This window comes from Methylophilus flavus, assembly GCF_042678905.1.
In the GTDB taxonomy this organism is placed as follows: Bacteria; Pseudomonadota; Gammaproteobacteria; order Burkholderiales; family Methylophilaceae; genus Methylophilus; species Methylophilus flavus.
In genome coordinates this window covers 1,079,540-1,099,604 of sequence record NZ_JBHTLN010000001.1, presented here as the reverse complement: position 1 = coordinate 1,099,604, position 20,065 = coordinate 1,079,540, and the positions used below count along the sequence as shown (strand labels likewise).

The window sequence follows — 20,065 nt, the reverse complement described above, 5'->3', positions numbered from 1 at the left end:
CTTTACCTATCCATATAAACGAATGCAGTGTACTCCAAATTTTCTGCCTTTTTTTGTTTGTAAGTTGAATGTAAGGCGAGGGGCGTATCGTGCAATTGTGACGACACGGGATACAAATCACCGTGCGGTATTGAAGTTGAATAAAGCATTAATGGAACGTATGAAGGAGCGATGATGAGGACGCGTTCAATCGTATTGCTGGGCTTGCTGGTTTCAATCGCTTGCACGGCGAGAACCACCTCTACTCCTCAGGAACAAGTCGAGATGAACAAGCATCTCAGGTCTGCCAAACACGCTGGTGCGCAGCCAGCGGTCAGCCCCCAAAAGGAGGCTGACAAAAAATCTGCGCAAAGCAAGTAACTGTGACGTTGCCAAAGTACACTGTATTCCCTGCGGTGCTACTGTGACAATTTGCGGTTTCGTGTGTATCCTCTCACTTCAACCACGCGCAAGCGTGGTTCTTTTTTGCCTGTTGCTGACGCGACCCCTATTTCAAGCGGATCACATCCAGCACACCTGCTTTCATATCTGGCACCAACAGGTGATGGTCATCCTGGCTCAAGGCAATATCTGCCGCTGACTGATAACCGTCTTTAAGCAACACAGCCTTGCTGTTTTCTACACGGTAAACCTTGCCGTTTTTCCAGTCGCTGACATAAATAGTGCCATTCGCCTGTCTGACGATACCATCAGCGCCGCCAAAGCCGCTGGCGACTTCCTGCAGGCGTTTGCCAGCCACTTCATAGTTGTAAAGTACGCCGGAGGTAAAATCCACGATCAGCAGGTGTTCGCCTTTGGCATCGGCGAGCAAACCGTTTGGTGCCAGTACACGTGGGTCGGCTTTACCATCAATCACCAGAGTGAGTTTACGTTGCGGGGTGATTTTATAAATGGCGCCACCTTTGCCTGTACCCATGATATCGCCACTGTCACTCACGTAAAGATTGCCGTTGGCATCTGCGGTCAGGTCGTTCAGGAATTGCGGCACTTGAGGAAACTCAGTCGCGGCGATATACACCTCGGCTTTGGATGGTGCTTGATTGAGCGGCACACGCCAGATCCTGCTTTTATCAGCGACAAACAAATCAGTGCCGATGATCGTCAGCCCTTTCGGGTCATCCAGGCCTTGTACCAATATGCTGGATTTGCCATGATCAATCACGCGGATCTGGCCATCGCCATCTTTGCCAAACTCATTAATTTCTGAAACATAGAGTTTGCCATCTGCCGCCTGGATCACCGACTCTGGCGTCAACAGGCCATTGACCGGTTCCAGTCCGTGCGCCTGGCTCTGGCTGCTTAAAGTGAACAGTGCGGCAGTGAATATACTGGAAATAAGTTGTTTACGATGGCCCGACAGCATAATGGCTCCTAGAAGAATATTTTTGGTTGGGTGATGGTATTAATACTGGTGCATAAAGCTTCAAACGTTTGCACCGGAGCTTGCGCAACCGATTGCTGGAACACCGGGTTTTTCTGTAATTCTTGAATTACCTGGTCAAATGCTTGCTGGTAAGATTTGCTGGCAAAGTTCTCAACGTTATAAGTGATCCAGCCACGTGACTGGCCTGACCCTTTTACCGTGATAAGTGGCTTTCCTAATGCGCTATCTGCCGTAGCTTGGGTAAATACTCTGGCAGTAATCTCGGTATGAAACACCCCCATCTGCGGGTTATAGAACAGATTGGGCTCAATCACCACCAGCGCCTGTCCTTTCGCTTCTGACTCACAGCTGGAGGTGCTGTAATGCTGTTTCTCAAAGCTGGACAAGCCTGCCTTTTCAGCGGCCTCACCGCGGTTGTGCCAGTAGTTCGCATAAGGATGCAATAAACGTACCGGATGCTGATAGAACGTGTCCGGTACCTGAATCACGAGTGAAGGCGGGTTGGCAGCATGCGCTGCGCCGAGCCAACTGAGGCACAGCAGGCTGCCCACCGACATTAAAATACGTTTCATGAATTGCTCCTGTAATACCGGCCTTAAATGGCCGGTCTGTTCAATTTTGCCAGGCTTCATCTGGGAGTAGCGCGTACAGGCAGTTGTTTATTCACTGCGTACACGGTAAATCCAGCCTGTAAGATCATCGCTGATATATAGCCAGCCATCAGCCCCAATGATCACATCCACTGGCCTGCCCCATGCCCGGTTTCCTTGCAACCAGCCTTTAATAAATAGGACGCTATTGACAGGCTGATGGTTCCTGAATTCTACACGCTGCAAGGCATATCCGCTTGCCTGCTGTCGATTCCAGGAACCGTGCAGGGCGACAATCGCATCCTGCCGCATGGATTCCGGCAAACGGCTGTGCTGTAAAAACGTCAATCCTATCGGCGTGCTATGTGCTGGCAGGGTCAGGGCTGGCGCCTGCACTTGTTTGCAGATATCAGTCTCGCCCGTAAAGTTGGGATCCTGGAACATTTGTGCAGGGTGGTTAATATCTGCCCAGCAATACGGCCAGCCATACTGTTTGCCAGGTGTGATCAGGTTGAAATGTTCAGGCGGCAAATCATCATTCGCGGCGCCGTTTTTGCTGCTGCTACGGTTGTCTGCGCCATTATTGGTGGCAAATAATTCACCAGTGTCAGGGTGCCAGGCAAAGCCCTGGGTGTTGCGCAAACCAGTCGCCCAGATTGCGCCTTGTGCATGGCGGCCCATGGTAAGCAAAGCACCAGCAGGTCGGCCATCGGCGCTAAAGCGTAGCAAAGTAGCGCGTAAGGGGTCGCTCTCAACGCATACATTACAGCTGGAGCTTACATTGACATAGATAAAGCCATCCGGCGACACTTTCACTGTTTTGAAACTATGCCCACCGTCGGGTAAGTTGCGGATAAATGGCTGCGGTAAACCCCAGCGATCGCCCTGTTTTGGTAGTTTGACTATGCCGTTCTGCTCGGCGATCAGTAGATCCTCATTCAAGAGCGCAATCCCATGCGGTGCATTCAGCCCTTGCGCAATCAACTCAACTTCAGCCTGTTGATTAAGCCGTATCACCCTGCCCTGGTCGGGCAGGGTGACCAGCAGGCGGCCTTGTCTATCCAAAGCCAGCATACGCGGCGAGCCCCATTTGCTCAGATCACTAAAACGCTCGATCTTAAGCCCGGCAGGTAGCTTCAACCTGGACAGAGCCTGATTCACTGGTGGCGTTTCTGCTATTGCATCTGTGCACACCAGGACATTACAAATCGCTATGATGCCACTCAACAAGTATTTGCCTAAGTGACGGCCAAGAAGTGAGTGCAGTGTCATTAAGTCAGCGTATCCGCCCAGATATTCTGCGCCCATGCTTGCGCGTAATCGCCTTCCTGTACGCTGGCTTTGGTCGATACGCCGCCGCCTTCAGCTGTCGCCATGGTTTTTTTGACCGGATCGTAGCGGTAAACATTGGCTACATGCATGGCCTGCCGGTCATCGACAAAGCTGTAGCAGGTGTTGGCAAATACCGGTAAAGGGTTGGGTGGCCTGCCGGATTGCACGGCAATGATAGCGGCTGCACAAATTTTTGCCTGAGAAGTCGCCATATGGGCAGATTTGGGCAAGCCTGCGGAGATGCTGTCACCAATGACATGCACATGGGAGTCCAAGGTAGAGGCATAGGTGACAAAGTCCACTTCGCACCAGTGCTGATCCACATTGGCCAGGCCCGCCGCCTGCGCTACCTTGCCGGCCAGTTGCGGCGGAATCACATTCAGCACTGAAGCCTGCACGGTTTCAAAATCCGTTTTGATGGTTTTGCTGGCAATATCCAGCTGCAGGATTTCACTATTGTTGTGATAGTCGATGATGCCCTGGTAGTCACCTTGAAAGCTCTGTAAAAACAAGCCTTTTTTAGAGGTGATATCTGCATTGGAATCGAGGATAATCACTTTGCTACGTGGTTTGTGTTGCTTGAAGTAATGCGCCACCTGGCAGGCGCGCTCGTAAGGACCAGGCGGGCAGCGATAGGGTGCTTTCGGGATTGTCATCACAAACACGCCGCCATCCGGCATGCCTTCAAGTTGCTGGCGCAATTGCAGTGTTTGCTTGCCTGCTTTCCAGGCGTGTGGAATATCGGCGACCGGGGACGCCATGCCAGGAATACGGCTGTAATCGAAATCCACCCCGGGGGCCAGGATCAAACGATCATAGTGCAGCTTGCCGCGCGCGAGTGTCACCTGTTTGTTTGCAAGATCAATGGCGGTGACGGAGTCCTGTATCCACTGTAAATCATGCTGCTTGCGCGACAGCGCATAAGAAAAACTCAGGTCATCCAATGTCCGGCTACCGCCCAGCACCAGGTTGCTTTGCGGGCAGGAAATGAACTGTGGGTTAGGCTCAATGATGGTGACCTTGATATTGCCTGCGCTCCATTCCCGCAGATATTTGGCGGCAGTCAATCCGGCAAATCCGGCACCGACAATCACGATATGCCCAAGAGGCGGGCGGCTGGCGCGGGCAAATGCCGGCATGCCATAGAACGCCAGGCCACCATAAATCACCGAGCGCACAAACTGCCTGCGTGATTGCATGTGATGTGCCGAAGGGAGTGTGCTGGTCATTATTGTGCTCCCTTGAAAGACTGTTGTGGTGCGACTAACGGCGTACCTCTGGGCTGGGCTGCAAAATAAGCGGCAAGGGCTATGATCTCTTCATCGGTCAGGCCTTTCGCGTGCTGGTGCATAACGGTGGCAGGAATAGCCCCACTTCTGAAACCCTGCATGCGCTGTATGAAATAATCATTATTCAGGGCTGCCAGGGTTGGTGTGCCACCCAGGCTATTCCCCTGCGGACCATGGCAGGCGGCACAAGAGGCTGCCAATGTGGTGGTGGCTTGTGAAAAGCTTTCTTCGGCTAATAGTGGCAGTGACCACTGACAACACAAGATCAATACAAGATTGATGCGTAAACGATTCATCGTTCCCCCCAAGGTAACGGCCGCATTATTGCGATTCATCCATATTATTCTAGCGTTAAGCCGCAGTGTGCGTGACTCTGGTTACATTGACAAGCACTGTGATGCAAGCTCCTCTGCAACGTCACATTTTTATCGATAGCGCATTTTTGATTAAAAAAAACGGCCATGTAGCACATGACCGTTTTTATCAATCGTTATCTAACACGGATGATCAGAAACATTTTTCTTCTTTGCAACCGTCGTCTTTAGTACCCAGCTGCGTCAACAATTCCACCATTTTCGGGTTGTTTTCTTCCCTGAAATAACGGATCAAGGACACATCGCCCTTCAGTTTTTTGTTCACATCCACACCTTGTGCAGCGAGATATTTCATCAATTGCGTGTCGCCAATAAACGCCGCCATATGGAAGGCAGTATTATTGCTAGCCGGGTGCACATAATCTTTATCCGCACCTTTGGAAATCAGGTACTTCACGACATCCATGCGGCCTTTGGAGGCAGCCATTTGCAGGGGCTCCCAGGCAAAGAATTTCTGGTTAACCAAAGCAGGGTCTGCTTCAACGAATTTCTTAACTACTTTGAGATTGCCGCCGGTTAAAGCCTCAGTGAATTCCATATAGTCTTCGTCTGTCAGTGCAAATGCCTGTAGTGAAAATGACAGTGCGACCAAGGCCAGTAAACATTTAATTGATTTCATAATTTCTCCAAACACCTGATTTTCATTTTTTAAAATTAACTACTTTGCTGTATTACTTTTGCTTTATTACGTAAGCCAAAACTTACTTAAGCAACAAACTTGCGTGCATTACGGAACATACGCATCCATGGACCATCTTCCTGCCAATCGTCCGGATGCCATGAATACTGTACAGTCCTGAATACGCGCTCCGGATGCGGCATCATAATGCTAAAACGCCCGTCCGGTGTGGTAAATCCGGTTAATCCCTGGGCAGAACCATTGGGGTTAAACGGATAGGCTTCCGTTGGCGTTGACGCATGGTCAACAAACCGCACGGTGGCCAGTTGTTGTTTTAGCACATTTGAGACAGCGTTGGCATCAGGAAATTCCGTAAATCCTTCACCATGGGCGACGGCGATAGGCATACGGCTGCCTGCCATGCCGTTAAAGAAGATAGAAGGCGAGTTTAATACCTCTACCAGAGACACGCGCGCTTCGAACTGCTCAGACTTGTTGCGCACAAAATGTGGCCACTGCTCGGCACCGGGGATGATGCTGTGCAGGTTGCTCATCATCTGGCAACCGTTACAGACGCCCAGCGCGAACGTGTCGGTACGGTTAAAGAAACTGCTGAACTCGTCACGTGCGCGGCTGTTGAACAGGATGGACTTCGCCCAGCCTTCACCGGCGCCCAGTACATCGCCATAGGAGAAGCCACCACAAGCGACCAGTCCGGCAAAGTCTTTCAGCGACACACGGCCACTAATGACATCGCTCATATGCACATCGACACTGTTAAAACCGGCACGGTCAAACGCGGCAGCCATTTCGGTCTGGCCATTCACACCTTGCTCGCGCAAAATCGCCATATTCGGGCGTTTGCCAGTATTGATGTAAGGTGCAGCGATATTGTCTTTCAGGTCAAACGTCAAGTGCGCATGCAGGCCGATATCCTCGGTATTCAGGATGCGATCATATTCCTGCTGCGCGCAAACCGGGTTGTCACGCAGGCTTTGCATACGGAATGTGGTTTCTGACCACATGCGATGCAATTCTATGCGTGAAGCCTGGTAGCGGGTTTCGCCATGGGTAATCACAATTTCGTGACCGTTGTTCACCTGGCCTATACGATGCACGCAAGCACCCAGTGACTGTTGCAGGCTATCCGCAACGGCTGCTGCCTCGGTGGCACGCACTTGTACCACCGCACCTAGTTCTTCATTGAATAATACGCTGGAGCTGTCGCCCGGCAGGCTGCTCAAATCTATGCTAAAACCGCAGTGACCGGCAAAAGCCATTTCGGCCAAGGTGGCAAACAGGCCGCCATCAGAGCGGTCATGGTAAGCCAGTAGTTTGCTGTCGCTATTCAATTGCTGAATGGCTGTGAAGAATGCTTTCAATTGTGAAGGCTGATTCACATCCGGCACGGTGTCGCCCAATTGGTTATACACTTGTGCCAAGGAAGAGCCACCCATGCGGTTCTGGCCATTGCCCAAATCAATTAAAATCAACTCAGTGTCGCCAAGGTCGGTACGCAACTGGGGTGTCAGTGTTTTACGCACGTCCAGCGTATTGGCAAACGCTGAAATCACCAGTGAGATCGGCGATGTCACGGCTTTATTCTGGCCGTCATCATTCCACACTGTCTTCATACTCATGGAGTCTTTACCGACAGGAATGCTGATACCCAGTGCCGGACAGATTTCCATACCGACGGTTTTCACCGTTTCGTACAAGGCGGCATCTTCACCCGGGTGACCCGCAGGGGCCATCCAGTTGGCGGAGAGTTTCAAATTGCCAATCTCGCTAATCGAAGCGGCGGCGATATTGGTGATCGCTTCACCAATCGCCATACGACCGGAGGCAGGCGCATCAAGCAAAGCCAGTGGCGCTTTTTCACCAATGGCAAATGCTTCACCGGTATTGGTTTCATATCCGGCACAAGTCACGGCCACGTTGCTGACTGGCACTTGCCATGGGCCCACCATCTGGTCACGGGCAATCAGGCCAGTCACCGTACGGTCACCAATGGTAATCAGGAAAGTTTTGTCAGCGACACCTGGTAAGCGCAGTACGCGGGCAACAGCGTCTTGTAGATCAATCTTGCTGGTATCAAAGGCAGTCAGTGATTTTTTCACTGATTTCACATCGCGCAGCATTTTTGGTGGTTTGCCCAGCAGTACGGATAAATCCATATCCACCGGTTTGTTTGAGAAATGGCTGTCTTCTACTGCCAGGTGACGCTCCTCGGTAGCGATACCGACGACTGCAAAGGGGCAACGCTCACGCGCGCAGATTTCTTCAAACAGTGGTAATTGGTCCTGGGTCACGGCCAGCACATAACGTTCCTGTGCTTCATTACTCCACAATTCGCGTGGCGCCATGCCAGGCTCTTCATTATGCACATCGCGCAGCTGGAAAATGGCGCCGACTTTGGCATCATTGACCAGTTCCGGGAAAGCATTGGAAATACCGCCAGCACCGACATCATGTATGCTCAGAATGGGGTTTTTATCTGCCATCTGCCAGCAACGGTCAATCACTTCCTGGGCGCGGCGTTGCAATTCAGGGTTGCCACGTTGCACCGAGTCAAAATCGAGGTTTTCAGTGTTGGCGCCAGTATCCATACTGGACGCGGCACCACCACCCAGGCCGATCAACATGGCAGGGCCGCCAAGCTGGATTAAAGCTGCACCGGCAGGAATAGCGTTTTTATGGCTATGGCTGCCGGAGATATTACCGACACCACCGGCCAGCATGATAGGTTTGTGATAGCCACGCACCTCGGCCTGACCATTGGCATCCGTAGTCTCCAGCTCGAAGGTACGGAAATAACCGGCAATGTTCGGGCGGCCAAATTCATTGTTGTAGGCTGCACCGCCTAACGGGCCATCTATCATGATCTGCAACGGGCTGGCGATACGGCCTGGTTTGCCGTAGTTCGATTGCTTATAGTAATTTTCCCAGGGCTGCTCAAAGCCAGGCAGGTTGAGGTTGGAAACCGAGAATCCAGCCAGGCCTGCTTTGGGTTTAGAGCCAATACCGGTGGCACCTTCATCACGAATCTCGCCGCCGGCACCAGTCGCTGCACCGGCAAACGGTGAAATCGCCGTCGGGTGGTTATGTGTTTCTACCTTCATCAGGTAGTGCATGTCGTCTTCGACAAACTGGTAGCTCTGGTCGGCAGTAGGGTAAAAACGTTTGGTTTTCTGGCCTTGTACAATCGAGCTATTATCCGAGTAAGCGACCACGGTAGTGCCGGGATTCAGCTTGTGCGTGTTGCGTATCATGTTGAACAGCGACAGTTCCTGCTGAACGCCGTCTATCACCCAGTCGGCATTGAATATCTTGTGGCGACAGTGCTCGGAGTTGGCCTGGGCAAACATCATCAGTTCGACATCGGTCGGGTTGCGGCCCATTTTGCGATAGTTTTCCAGCAGATAATCTACTTCGTCAGGGGACAGTGCCAGGCCCATGTCATTATTGGCTGCTTCCAGTGCGGCTTTGTCACCAGCCAGGATATCAATGGTAGACAGTGGTTTCGGGTCTGCATGGTGATACAGTTTTTCGGCATCTGCCACACTGTAAACCACGGTTTCAGTCATACGGTCCTGTATGGCGGCACGCAAAGCCTGTTTTTCCGCGTCAGTCAGCGGCTGGCCATTCTGTGTGGTGACATAGTAGGCAATGCCGCGTTCCAGGCGCAATAACAGCACGCCACAGTTATGTGCAATGTCCGTCGCCCGTGATGCCCATGGTGAAATCGTGCCTATACGAGGGATCACCAGTAACAACTCACCATTGGCTGACTCAGTCTCGGTTTTCGGGCCATAAGTCAAAATCTGTTGCAGGGTTTTTTGCTCCGCAGCGCTTAATGCGGTGTCGCTAAACGCAAAATGCACAAATTCCGTATAGATATGCGCAATGTTAGGGGCGCTGACTTTCAGGGTGCTGTAGAGTTTATCGAGACGGAACTGGGAGAGGGCGGCACTGCCGCGCAGGCTTAAAAATTGCGCTTGACTGGACATGAGGCGATTGGATTTTTCAGTGAAAATACAAGCCGGTATTTTAGCAGAAAGCGCGCAGTCCCGCAGTTACAAAGTAACCGTTAAATAAAAAACAGCAACCCTGAGGCTGCTGTTCCATGATGACACGATTGTTTGGCGGGTTCAGTATCCGAGTGCGCGCGCCGTTTGGTAAAAGATAAAGCTGATCGCCCAGGCCAATCCCAGTGACCAGATCAGCGATAGCCACATAAAGGCGCGGCTTTTACTTTCTGATCGCAGTGTGGCAATGGTGGAAAGGCACGGTGTATAAATCAGCGTAAACAGCATAAAGCTCATACCTTGCACCCAGTCGATATTGGCAGCGATCTGGTGGCTGAGGGCGTCACCTTGCAAGCCATAAATCACAGCCAGCGAGCCGACGACAATCTCTTTGGCGACAAATCCAAATATCAGCGCAATCGCAAGGTGGTTATCAATGCCTATGGGGTCCAGTACCGGTGCGAAGAAACGGCCTATGCTGCCAGCCCAGGTATCAGCGCTGGCGGGTACGGCAGTAGTAGGCAGATGCGTCAGTAACCACACCATTAACACGCCGATCACAATGAATTTTGTGGCACGGAACAGGAAGTGCTTGACCTCTTGCCAGCCACGCAGCCAGATCTGGTTGGGGGTAGGGAAGCGATAGGGCGGTAATTCCAGCACAAACGGTTCACTGCTTGCGAATTTTTGCTTGAACAGCACCGCGGTCAGGAAAATAGTGAAGAAACTGACCATATACAGTGAAAACAGCGCGAACGCAGCCTGCGAAGGCGGGAACAGGATGGCAATCATAAACAGGAATACCTGCAGACGCGCGGAACACAATGATAGCGGAATCGTCAGCATGGTCAGCAAGCGCATCGGACGGCTACGCATGACACGGGTACCCATCAACGCCGGTACGTTACAGCCGAACCCCATTAGCACCATGACAAAACCGCGCCCATCCAGGCCCATTTTTGCCATCAGCGTATCCATGAGAAAAGCGGCCCGCGACAGGTAGCCGCTATCTTCAACCATACTCATGACCAGAAAGAACAGCACAATGATAGGTACGAAAGCAGCGACAGTACTGAGACCGGTGTACAGGCCATCCAGCAACAGTCCGTTTAACCATGTCGGTAATCCGGCCAGTGCAGGGTCCAGTAATTCACTGCGTACAGTGTCAAAAAGCCAGGCAGTGGCTTCCTGTAATGGCGCGCCTATGGTGAAAATAAACTGGAACAGTAAAAAGATCGCCAGAAAAAACAAGGGTAGACCTAACCATGGGTGTAGCAGCACGCGGTCAATGCGATCAGTGGTTGATGTATTCAACTGCAAAGGCATTTGCACCGAGCGGTCTATGATGCGTTGCATCTCCTCTTCGACGGCTTTATCGGCTTGCAGCTTGCTGGCAATCAGTTTTGGGGCGACAGGTTGGGCATTCTTATCAATGACGCTCGCAGCTAATTGCAATGCCTGCGGGCAGCCACTGCCGTATTTGGCGCTGATGGTGAGTACCGGCATGCCCAACTGCTGGCTCATGGCCTGCGTGTCTATGGTAATGCCTGCGCGCTTGGCCTCATCTTCCATATTCAGCAGTAAAACGGTCGGTAAGCCCAGGGAGCGGATCTGCAAGGCCAGCGACAGTTGCCTGTCGATCTGCGCGCTATTGAGGATGATCAGCGCCAGGTCCACCGGATGATGGCTCAGGAAATGGCGCACCACTTCCTCGTCATCCGAAAAACCGTGCAGGTCATACAGGCCGGGTAGATCCACCAGTTCTGCTATATGACCGCCAAGCAGTATTTTTGCGCTCAGCAGATCTACCGTCATGCCAGGCCAGTTACCTACGCGGGCAGAGGCGCCACTCAAACGATTGAACAGCGTAGATTTACCCGTATTGGGCATGCCAAGTAAAGCAACACGTTTCATGCGGAAGTAGATTCTGGGTCAGTGAGTGGAGTAAGCAAATAAATCGCCTGCGCATCCTGCAGGCGAATCACCACATCTGTAGAACCTATGCGGATATGCAAAGGGCCATTGAATGCCGCCTGGCGAACGACTTGTACCTGCTTGCCAGCGCGGAACCCCAGTGCATTCAGGCGTTGTACCAGGGCCTGTTCTGCCTGTATGCCATCTATGATTGCGGACTGGCCGGGTTTAAGTGCATTGAGTTGCATGGATGGGGAGAAAGGCTGCAAATGAGAACAATTCTTGATTTTATCGCAGAATCGCAAGCGAGGAAAACTTAAAATGGTAAATCAGGGAATTGAAGGCGCTGAATGCTAAAAAGCCAGCAGTTGCTGGCTTTTTAATTGATTTACTATTACTGACGAGAATTAAGGAGTCTTTTTCTCAACGCCAGTCACTTCAATTTTAGCTTTGTCTTTCAGGCTCAGCATGTATTTTTCCAGCTTGCGTTGCTGAATCGTACGCTCGATGCCATCTTTTACTTTGTCGTAAGGTGGTACTTGCAATGCACGCGTGTCTACCAGTTTGATAATGTGCCAGCCGAATTGTGACTGCACTGGCTCAGGTGTTGTTTCACCTTTTTTCAGGCTTAACAAAGCGTCAGCAAATGGTTTAACCATGCCAGCTGGAGAGAACCAGCCCAGGTCGCCACCTTTGTCTTTAGAGCCTGGATCCAGTGATTTTTCCTTGGCGATCTTGGCAAAGTCAGTGCCTTTTTTCAGGTCAGCAACAATGGCCTTAGCTTCAACATCGGTTTTTACCAGAATGTGACGCGCGTTGTATTCTTTGTCGCCCAGTTCTTTTTTATACTGCTCGTAGCCTTCTTTTTTCTCTGCTTCAGTCACCGGGTTTTTTCTGATGAAGTCAGCCAGGAAAGCATTGACCAGTAATTTGCGACGAGCCAATTCTTCACTGGCCACAAAGTCAGGCTGCTTATCGATACCGGCCTTTTGTGCTTCCTGGTAAGCCAGTTCAGAACCCACCAGTTCATTCACTACAGCGGCCTTCATGCCATCGTTGGCTTTCTGACCGGTACGGGCTTCAGCATCTCTCAGGATGAACTCAACCCAGGTTTTCTTGATCGGTTTACCGTTAACGGTCGCAATCGCATCAGCATCAGCTGCATAAGCATGTGGCAACGCACTGAAGCATGCAATCGCCAACATCATTTTCAAAAATTTCATGCAATATCCTTAAAAAACGAAATGGTGCAATATTAAAAAATAGAATTGTTTCAATCAGATGACTCATCAGAAGATATTGCGTTGATACTGAGCGCGTGTATGCGATGAGGCATCAAGTCATGCAAGCATTGGTACACCATGCGATGGCGCATTATCTGTGATTTCCCTGAAAATAGCGAGCTTTTTACCGTGATGGTGAAATGCCCGCCGCCGGTATTTCCTGCATGTCCTTTATGCATAGCACTATCGTCTTGAATGTCGAGTTGCTCAGGGTTTAGGGCTTGCAGGCGCTGCGTAATTTCCGTTTGCAGCATTTTATGGCAACGTCTTGCGGAAAGGGTTCACAGAAACTTTGCCATAAACGCCTGCATGTACGAACGGGTCATCATTCGCCCACTCGGTAGCGGCTTGTAATGAATCAAATTCTGCCACAATCAGGCTGCCGCTGTAACCGGCTTCGCCCGGGTCTACATTGTCGATGGCTGGTAAAGGCCCGGCAAGTATCAAACGGCCTTCTGTTTGCAATTGTTGCAGGCGCTCCAGGTGCGCAGGACGGTGCTGCAAGCGCAATGGCAGGCTGTTGGCAGTATCCTGTGCGTAAATCATATATAACATTAAGGTTATTCCGTTAGTTGATATCAGGCTGGAGGCGTGTGCTCTATCCAGTAATCTTTAAGCACAAACACCTGACTGATGATAAACACGAACATCAGGCTGGTAGTGCCGAATAGTTTGAAGTTGACCCAGTTTTCTTCAGTGTAGTGAAAAGCCACATACAGGTTCAAACTGCCGAGCCCGATCAAAAAGATGACCCAACACAGGTTTAATTTATCCCATACGCTGGCTGGCGGTTCTATGATTTTGCCTAACATGCGTGCGATCAGGTTATTCTGGAACACATAGCGGCTGAATAAAAGTGCCAGTGCGCCTATCCAGTAGATCACGGTCGGTTTCCACATAATATAGGTTTTGTCGTGCAGTAATAAGGTGATGCCTCCCAATATAGTGATCACGGCGCCATTGATCATCAGCATCTTGTCAATTTTGCCGCGTTTGAGCCAGACAACCAGCATGAGGACCAATGTGCTGATGATGGCAACAGAGGTTGCAACAAAAATGCCGGCTTTTTTGTAGGCAATAAAGAAGAGAATAACGGGCAATAAATCGATAATGACTTGCATGAGGGGATCAGTGACTGAATTCCTGCTATCTGTGAGGGCACTATTTTGCTATGATTTCTGTCGAAATGTAAAGTTCGTTTCCTGATTGCCCGGGCAAGCGACTTTCATCCACTCACCGAATTGCCATTATCCATCCACCATGACTGTCCCTATAGACCTGCATTGCCACTCTACCATGTCAGATGGTTTGCTCACGCCAGAAGAGCTGGTGGCCCACGCTGCCAGCAAAGGCGTGCGTGTACTGGCATTGACGGATCATGATGAAGTCAGCGGCCTGGCACGGGCGCGGGCAGCGGCTGAACAGCATGGCATTCATTTTATTGATGGCGTGGAAATCTCAGTGACCTGGAAAAATCGTACCTTACATATTGTAGGCCTGCGGGTTAACCCGCAGCATCCACCGCTACTCGAAGCATTTGCTAAAGTACGCGAGGGACGTGATTCCCGCGCCAGGCAGATCGCAGAAGGTCTCGCCAAGGCCGGGATTGCCGATGCTTACGAAGGTGCCAGGGTGTTTTCAGGCAATAGCGTGATGACCCGCAGCCATTTTGGCCAGTTCCTGATCAAGCAGGGACATGCCAAAAACATGAAGGCAGTATTCAAGAAATACATGGTCAAAGGCAAGCCTGGCTATGTGAATTATGAATGGATGAGCCTGGAAGAAGCATTAACCCTGATCAAAGACAGTGGCGGCGTGGCGGTTCTTGCGCACCCGGGGCGATATGACCTGGGCTTCGTCAACATGCATTTATTATTGAATACATTCCGCGATCAGGGCGGTGTGGCCATCGAAGTTGTCACAGGCAGTCATCAGCCGCCACAGTACACACAATTTGCCAAGCTGGCGCACCAGTTCGACCTCAAAGCTTCACAAGGTTCTGATTATCATGGACCAGGTTTGTCCCATATGGAAATGGGACGACTACCTGATTTGCCCCTTGGGTGCGTGCCGGTATGGCAGGATTGGCCGGAAGCGGGCCATTTACAGTAGCCATGGCACAATACTTTATTATTCACGCGGAGAATCCGCAGGCGAGATTGATACAACAGGCTGCCCAGCTCATTCAGCAGGGCGGTGTGGTCGCTTGCCCCACTGATTCCAGTTATGCCCTGGTATGTTCCATGGAGTATAAGGATGCCCAAACGCGTATCCGGCGACTGCGCGGCGTAGATGATGAACATCCATTCACGCTGATTTGCCGTGACCTGGCCGAGATCGGCACCTATGCCAAAGTCAATAACAGCCAGTTCCGTTTATTGAAGGCACTCACACCCGGCGCTTATACTTTTTTACTTGAAGCCAGCCGCGAAGTGCCCAGGCGGCTGCAGCATCCCAAACGTAGTACCATCGGTTTGCGTGTGCCCAAACATATCGTGGTACAAGCTTTGCTAGAGGCTCTGGATATGCCGTTACTGAGCATGACGCTACAACTGCCCCATGACGAAATTCCCATGTCAGTTGGCTGGGAAATCCGCGAAACCCTGGAGCATCAGGTCGATGCAGTGATTGACAGCGATATCCTGCATGTAGGCGCCACCACGGTACTGGATTTGACGCAGGATCCGCCCGAGCTTGTGCGTGCCGGAGTTGCTCCCTGGCCTGTATAAGTACCAGAATTTGTTAATTAAGGCCAGAAGTTGAAAGTGAAACTAGACAGCACATGGAATTAACCGCCATACAAAAAATCGCCGCCTATGCCTTACCTATCCTGTTTGCGATTACGGTGCATGAAGCCGCGCATGGCTATGCGGCCAAGTATTTCGGCGATTTAACTGCCGAGCGCTTGGGGCGCATTACCCTAAATCCATTCAAGCATATTGATCCCATAGGGACTATATTACTGCCTGCCTTAAGTGTGCTGTTAGGCGGAGTATTGTTTGGTTGGGCCAAGCCGGTGCCGGTCAATTTCGCTAACTTGCGTCGTCCCAAGAAAGACATGTTGTGGGTGGCGTTGGCCGGGCCAGCCTCTAATTTTGTGATGGCGATAGGCTGGGGCCTGATACTGGCACGGATTGAATTGTTTGCGCCATCCGCCCAGGATTTTCTCGCACAGATGAGTATTGCCGGTATACAGATCAACTTGGTGCTGATGGTGCTGAATTTATTGCCATTACCACCACTGGACGGTGGCAGGATAGCCGTCAGCCTGTTGCCGATGAAAGCCGCAATCGCCTTTTCGCGTATTGAACGTTACGGCATGCTGATCTTGATCGCGCTGCTATTCACCGGCATATTAAGTATGATTCTTTCTCCGGCATTACGATTTTTCCAGCAGTTGCTGACGGTGCTGGTGATGTGATTCGGTATGGTCACTACAGTGACCATACTATTGAAATGCATATCGGATTATCGCTTCATCACATCTAAAGTCAGCTTGCTAGGCACCTGGTCGCGGTCACCTTTGACAGGTGTAGCGGTTGCCGATGCTACTCTTTCCTGACTCACTCCCGCCTCGCTCAATACTTTCTGAATAGCATCTGCACGCGCCTTTGCCAGTGCTTGCAGATCGGTTTCAGACACCTGAATGCTGACGGTCAGGGCCTCCTGCGCCTGTGCATAAAAACCGGCAGGGGCTTTTTCCAGTTTGCCTGCCAAACGCTTGAGCAAGCCTTTGTTAGTTAACCGGTCATGCAGCACCTGAATGGCTGATTGCACTTTGGGGTTGTTGAGGTCTATCGGCCCCGCTGGTTGATTCGCATCCAGGCGTACGCCCATTTCTTCGGCCACTTGCTTGCGCAGGGTCGTTTCCTGGATGGCACGCGTATCGATAGCGCTGTCGTAGCCGGGGGTAATACCGAGTTTTAATTGCTGGCGTTTACCTAGCGCAGCGCTGACGGCGTGCAGTTTTTCCAGTTCTGGTGGTGAAATGATGGATTTTCCCGGATCAAACACGATGGCTTCCAGTTTTTCACTACTGCCAAACAGCTTGCCTAGCGCGCTGAACGGGGAGGTCACTATTTTAGTCAGCACATTGGTGAAGGCTTTCCACAAAATACTGCCATAACTGAATTTCGGGTCATCCAGACTGCCACTGATGGGTAAATCCAGGTCAATCACGCCATCACTGTCTTCCAGGATAGCAATGGCAAGATCCAGCGGCAGATTAGGAGCATCTTTACTATCTACTTTTTCACCCAGAGTCAGCTTTTTAATGACGAATTTATTCTCGCCAGCCAGTTGCCGCTGTTTGATTTTGTATTCCAGATTTACCGATAACTTACCTGACTCAATTTTGCGGCCAGCAAATTTTCCCGAGTAAGGCGTCAGTCGATTCATTTCCAGATTAGTGAATGCCAGTTTGATATCGGTGAATGCTGTCGCTTTGAACGGCTGTAATGAGCCGTAGATGCGCGCAGCACCATAATCATCGACTTTGCCATCCAGCTCTACCTGTGCTGTCGCCGTTGGGTTGGTGGAAATGCCATTAATCACGCCACCTAAGGAGTGAATGTTAGTGCCAAAAGGTTGTGGCAGTGACAGGTCAGCAAACTCCAGTTCAGCGCCATTGATACGCACGGTATCAATCGAGACAGGAAAGTCTGCTGTATTACTTTTAGCACTGGTGTCTGCGACAGTATTGGATGAAAGTGGTGCTGATGGTTCTGTATTGGTCTGCTTGGTCATTTCTTGCTTAGGAGCAGATGCCGGATTGCGCATCACTTTCGAAATATTCAGACTGCGGTCCGGATAAATAATGAATTTAGTTTGCGGCTTATTGAGTGTCAGTGTACTGATCTGCAAGCGGTTGGGCGCCAATGAAAGTGCCAGGCCATCGCCTTGTAGTTTTTCCCAACGCAAAAAGGGTTGCTGGCTGGCTTCCTCGAGTAATGACCAGTGGCTGACACTAAATCCGCCATCAAATGTTGTCGTGCCGCTGGCAGTTTGCTGGAATTTTCCCTGCATGCTGGCACTGCCATCTTGCAGGTTGAGCACTGCGACTTGCTGGATATAAGGCGCAAAAGGTTTGAGTGAAAGGTCGGTCAGCGATAATTGCAAATCCGTTTTAAAAGGTGCCGGAGATAACTTGCCCTGGGCATTAAACTGTCCGCCCTGTTTCAGTGTGAAGGCCGCTTTGATAGATAACGAACGCGCCATCTGCTGGCTCAGGTCGGCCACTTCTATCCTGCCATCCGTCACATCCAGAATCACCGGCGAGGATGTAGTCTGGTCTTCAACATGAATATCTGCATGTTGCAAGGCGAAACGTTTTAAGCCAACTGCCCAAGCTGATTTTTTTGCCGGGGCAGACTTAACTGGCACTGAGGTAACCGGTTGCGTTTGGGGCTCTGTGATGTTTTTCTGTGTAGCGGAAGCCAGTAATGATTGCCAGTTCAATTGTTGATCAGCCTGGCGGATGACACTGGTTTTCAGGCCGTTCAGTTGCAGTGCACCCAGGCTGATTTTTTGTTCTGCCAATGCCAGGCTACTATCGGTCAGTGTCAGGCTGGCTAGTTGAGCGACTGATTTCCTATCCGATTGCACGCTGATCTGATTAGCTTCGGCTTTCAGCTGTTTGATCTGTAAGTCGGACTGCTGATTTATTGTCTGTTGGCTCAGTGCCAGCTGCAGATTAAAGTCAGACACAGTTGCTTCCAGTGGTTTGGCAAATTGCTGGTCAAGATAGGCGAGTTGCCAGTGTGCAAGCGCAACGTTCGCAATTGCAACATGAAAAGGCGTTTCCTGTTTTTCCGTAGCAGGTGTTGTTTCTTGATTTTCGGCTGCTTTCTCGACGCTCTGCGTGCTCGCCCCCGAGGCAAATGCCTGTTGCCAGTCCAGGCTGCCATCGGCGTGATGTGTCGCCGTCAGTTTGCCATCTGCCAGCAAGAGTTTGCCGATATCGGCCCGCCGTTCGGCCAGGTTCAGGCTCACTTGCTCTATCGATAAAGCAGGCAAGTGGAAAAGATTTTTTTGCTGGTGCTGTAACTGTAATTGATTGAAATGCAGGTCCAGGTTTTCAAAACTGAGCTGCGCATGGTCGCTGTGATTGAATGCCAGGGCAGGTAATGTAGCGCTGGCTGATGCCAGTGAGAATGTAGCTTGTGGTTTTTCTAATTGCAGTTGATCCAGCTTGACAGTAATCGCTTGCGTCGTAACGTTGGTATCCTGCTGCTGCTCCAGCAACAAATGCTTGATGAATAAGGTGATTTGATTCAATGCCAGGCGGTCGCCTTGCAACAGTTTCCCTGCCAGTGCGTTGACCGATAGTTTGGCATCCGCAAGCAATAATCTGGGATGCTGGTTCGGCAGTGAGAAATCATATTTAAGCTGGCTGGAAAAAGTACCTGCATCGGGCTGAAACGGGAGCGATTGCGTGTTGACCCATTGCGCCACTTTGGCGATTTGCAGGCCTTCTATCGCCAGCGTGCCTTGTGACGCCAGCGGATTAACGCCGAAGTTACCTTTCCATTTTAACGTGCCGCCCTGGTAAGGTAGTTTGGCGGCAATCAGGTAGTCGCCGCGGTCCTCAGGTAGTGTCGAGAAACCATCCAGTTCAAAATCCAGCGGTTTCAAAGAAGCTTGCAACGGCGTTGTATGATGATCATCCAGGTATTCGATATCGCCCTGACGGATATCGATATTTTCAACAATCACGCGTGGTAAATCTTTATCTGGCGGGGACGGATCTTCATTCAGCTTGGCAATCAGGTCTGCCCAGTTAAGGCGTCCCTGTTTGGAAATGTGAATATTGATACGCGGCGATGCTACTGTCACCTGCCGCAATTTCCAGGCCCAGCTGAACAGGCCGCTAAATTCCATATCGACGACCAGCTTGTCAAACGAGGCCAATGGCGCGCCACTTTTCTCAGTCAGTGAAAAATGGTCTATGGTAGTCGTCAGCCGGAAAGGGTCGAAAGTGACTTTTTCAACGCTGGCTTTACTTGCCAATTGCGTTTCGGCCACCCAGGGCAGCAGCCATTTTGCCAGGGGGTTGACTGCCAGCCAGGCAAACAGGAGATAGAAAACAATCAATCCGGCAATAATTTTGGCAATCAGCGATTTGCGCAGCGCAGTGAAGGCGGGAGTCAGGCGATTTAACATAGGCAGATAATTTAGCAGATTTGTGCCAAAAAGTGCCAATCGCTCACTGAAATGACGCACAGAGCGCTGATTCCGGCTTTGCTTAAGGTGA

18 protein-coding genes are annotated in these 20,065 nt (G+C 50.9%); 4 read left to right on the top strand and 14 right to left on the bottom strand.

The annotated features are described in order from the left end of the window. Positions 1–174 precede the first annotated feature (174 nt). Positions 175–360 carry a hypothetical protein gene (locus ACFQ2T_RS05340; RefSeq protein ID WP_379031514.1) on the top strand — a complete coding sequence of 62 codons (186 nt, stop codon included), beginning with the start codon at positions 175–177 and terminating at the stop codon, positions 358–360. A gap of 127 nt (positions 361–487) precedes the next feature. Here ACFQ2T_RS05340 and ACFQ2T_RS05335 read toward each other — a convergent pair whose 3' ends face one another. From ACFQ2T_RS05335 to ACFQ2T_RS05275, 13 genes are all read right to left on the bottom strand, one after another. Further along, positions 488–1,363 carry an SMP-30/gluconolactonase/LRE family protein gene (locus tag ACFQ2T_RS05335; protein WP_379031511.1) on the bottom strand — a complete coding sequence of 292 codons (876 nt, stop codon included), beginning with the start codon at positions 1,361–1,363 and terminating at the stop codon, positions 488–490. 8 nt (positions 1,364–1,371) lie between these two features. Beyond that, positions 1,372–1,956, bottom strand: coding sequence for a hypothetical protein (locus tag ACFQ2T_RS05330; protein WP_379031508.1), 585 nt, complete (start codon positions 1,954–1,956; stop codon positions 1,372–1,374). An 87-nt stretch (positions 1,957–2,043) separates the two neighbouring features. Next, positions 2,044–3,201 (bottom strand): PQQ-dependent sugar dehydrogenase, encoded by a 1,158-nt coding sequence (locus tag ACFQ2T_RS05325; protein WP_379031506.1) that lies wholly within the window; start codon positions 3,199–3,201, stop codon positions 2,044–2,046. A gap of 44 nt (positions 3,202–3,245) precedes the next feature. Further along, positions 3,246–4,535, bottom strand: a complete 1,290-nt coding sequence (locus ACFQ2T_RS05320; protein ID WP_379031503.1) for an FCSD flavin-binding domain-containing protein — start codon at positions 4,533–4,535, stop codon at positions 3,246–3,248. Next, positions 4,535–4,891, bottom strand: coding sequence for a c-type cytochrome (locus ACFQ2T_RS05315; RefSeq protein ID WP_379031502.1), 357 nt, complete (start codon positions 4,889–4,891; stop codon positions 4,535–4,537). Before ACFQ2T_RS05315 ends, ACFQ2T_RS05320 begins: the two co-directional genes overlap by 1 nt. Before the next feature lie 211 nt (positions 4,892–5,102). Next, positions 5,103–5,588, bottom strand: a complete 486-nt coding sequence (locus ACFQ2T_RS05310) for an ankyrin repeat domain-containing protein (RefSeq protein ID WP_379031500.1) — start codon at positions 5,586–5,588, stop codon at positions 5,103–5,105. An 86-nt stretch (positions 5,589–5,674) separates the two neighbouring features. Then, entirely contained in the window at positions 5,675–9,598 is a 3,924-nt protein-coding gene (gene purL / locus ACFQ2T_RS05305) for a phosphoribosylformylglycinamidine synthase (protein WP_379031497.1), read from the bottom strand. A 141-nt stretch (positions 9,599–9,739) separates the two neighbouring features. After that, positions 9,740–11,530, bottom strand: coding sequence for a ferrous iron transport protein B (gene feoB, locus ACFQ2T_RS05300; protein WP_379031494.1), 1,791 nt, complete (start codon positions 11,528–11,530; stop codon positions 9,740–9,742). After that, positions 11,527–11,799, bottom strand: a complete 273-nt coding sequence (locus tag ACFQ2T_RS05295; protein ID WP_379031491.1) for a FeoA family protein — start codon at positions 11,797–11,799, stop codon at positions 11,527–11,529. The genes feoB and ACFQ2T_RS05295 overlap by 4 nt, the downstream gene beginning before the upstream one ends. Before the next feature lie 138 nt (positions 11,800–11,937). After that, positions 11,938–12,753, bottom strand: coding sequence for a peptidylprolyl isomerase (locus ACFQ2T_RS05290; RefSeq protein ID WP_379031488.1), 816 nt, complete (start codon positions 12,751–12,753; stop codon positions 11,938–11,940). Positions 12,754–12,803: 50 nt separating this feature from the next. After that, positions 12,804–13,067 (bottom strand): BolA family protein, encoded by a 264-nt coding sequence (locus ACFQ2T_RS05285; protein WP_379031486.1) that lies wholly within the window; start codon positions 13,065–13,067, stop codon positions 12,804–12,806. Position 13,068: 1 nt separating this feature from the next. Next, on the bottom strand, positions 13,069–13,368 hold the full coding sequence (locus ACFQ2T_RS05280; protein WP_379031483.1) for a YciI family protein: 300 nt from the start codon (positions 13,366–13,368) through the stop codon (positions 13,069–13,071). A gap of 23 nt (positions 13,369–13,391) precedes the next feature. Continuing rightward, positions 13,392–13,934, bottom strand: coding sequence for a septation protein A (locus ACFQ2T_RS05275; protein WP_379031480.1), 543 nt, complete (start codon positions 13,932–13,934; stop codon positions 13,392–13,394). A gap of 139 nt (positions 13,935–14,073) precedes the next feature. Between ACFQ2T_RS05275 and ACFQ2T_RS05270 the strand changes: the two genes are divergently transcribed. Genes ACFQ2T_RS05270 through ACFQ2T_RS05260 form a run of 3 tightly spaced genes read left to right on the top strand, consistent with a single transcriptional unit; the run spans position 14,074 to position 16,234 of the window. Then, the gene (locus ACFQ2T_RS05270; protein ID WP_379031477.1) at positions 14,074–14,925 is read left to right on the top strand and encodes a 3',5'-nucleoside bisphosphate phosphatase; all 852 of its coding nucleotides are present in this window, start codon (positions 14,074–14,076) and stop codon (positions 14,923–14,925) included. A 2-nt stretch (positions 14,926–14,927) separates the two neighbouring features. Continuing rightward, positions 14,928–15,542, top strand: coding sequence for an L-threonylcarbamoyladenylate synthase (locus ACFQ2T_RS05265; RefSeq protein ID WP_379031474.1), 615 nt, complete (start codon positions 14,928–14,930; stop codon positions 15,540–15,542). A 53-nt stretch (positions 15,543–15,595) separates the two neighbouring features. Then, positions 15,596–16,234 (top strand): site-2 protease family protein, encoded by a 639-nt coding sequence (locus ACFQ2T_RS05260; RefSeq protein ID WP_379031471.1) that lies wholly within the window; start codon positions 15,596–15,598, stop codon positions 16,232–16,234. A gap of 47 nt (positions 16,235–16,281) precedes the next feature. Here ACFQ2T_RS05260 and ACFQ2T_RS05255 read toward each other — a convergent pair whose 3' ends face one another. Then, positions 16,282–19,974: a DUF748 domain-containing protein gene (locus tag ACFQ2T_RS05255; protein WP_379031468.1), complete on the bottom strand. Its 3,693-nt coding sequence runs from the start codon at positions 19,972–19,974 to the stop codon at positions 16,282–16,284. Positions 19,975–20,065 lie beyond the last annotated feature (91 nt).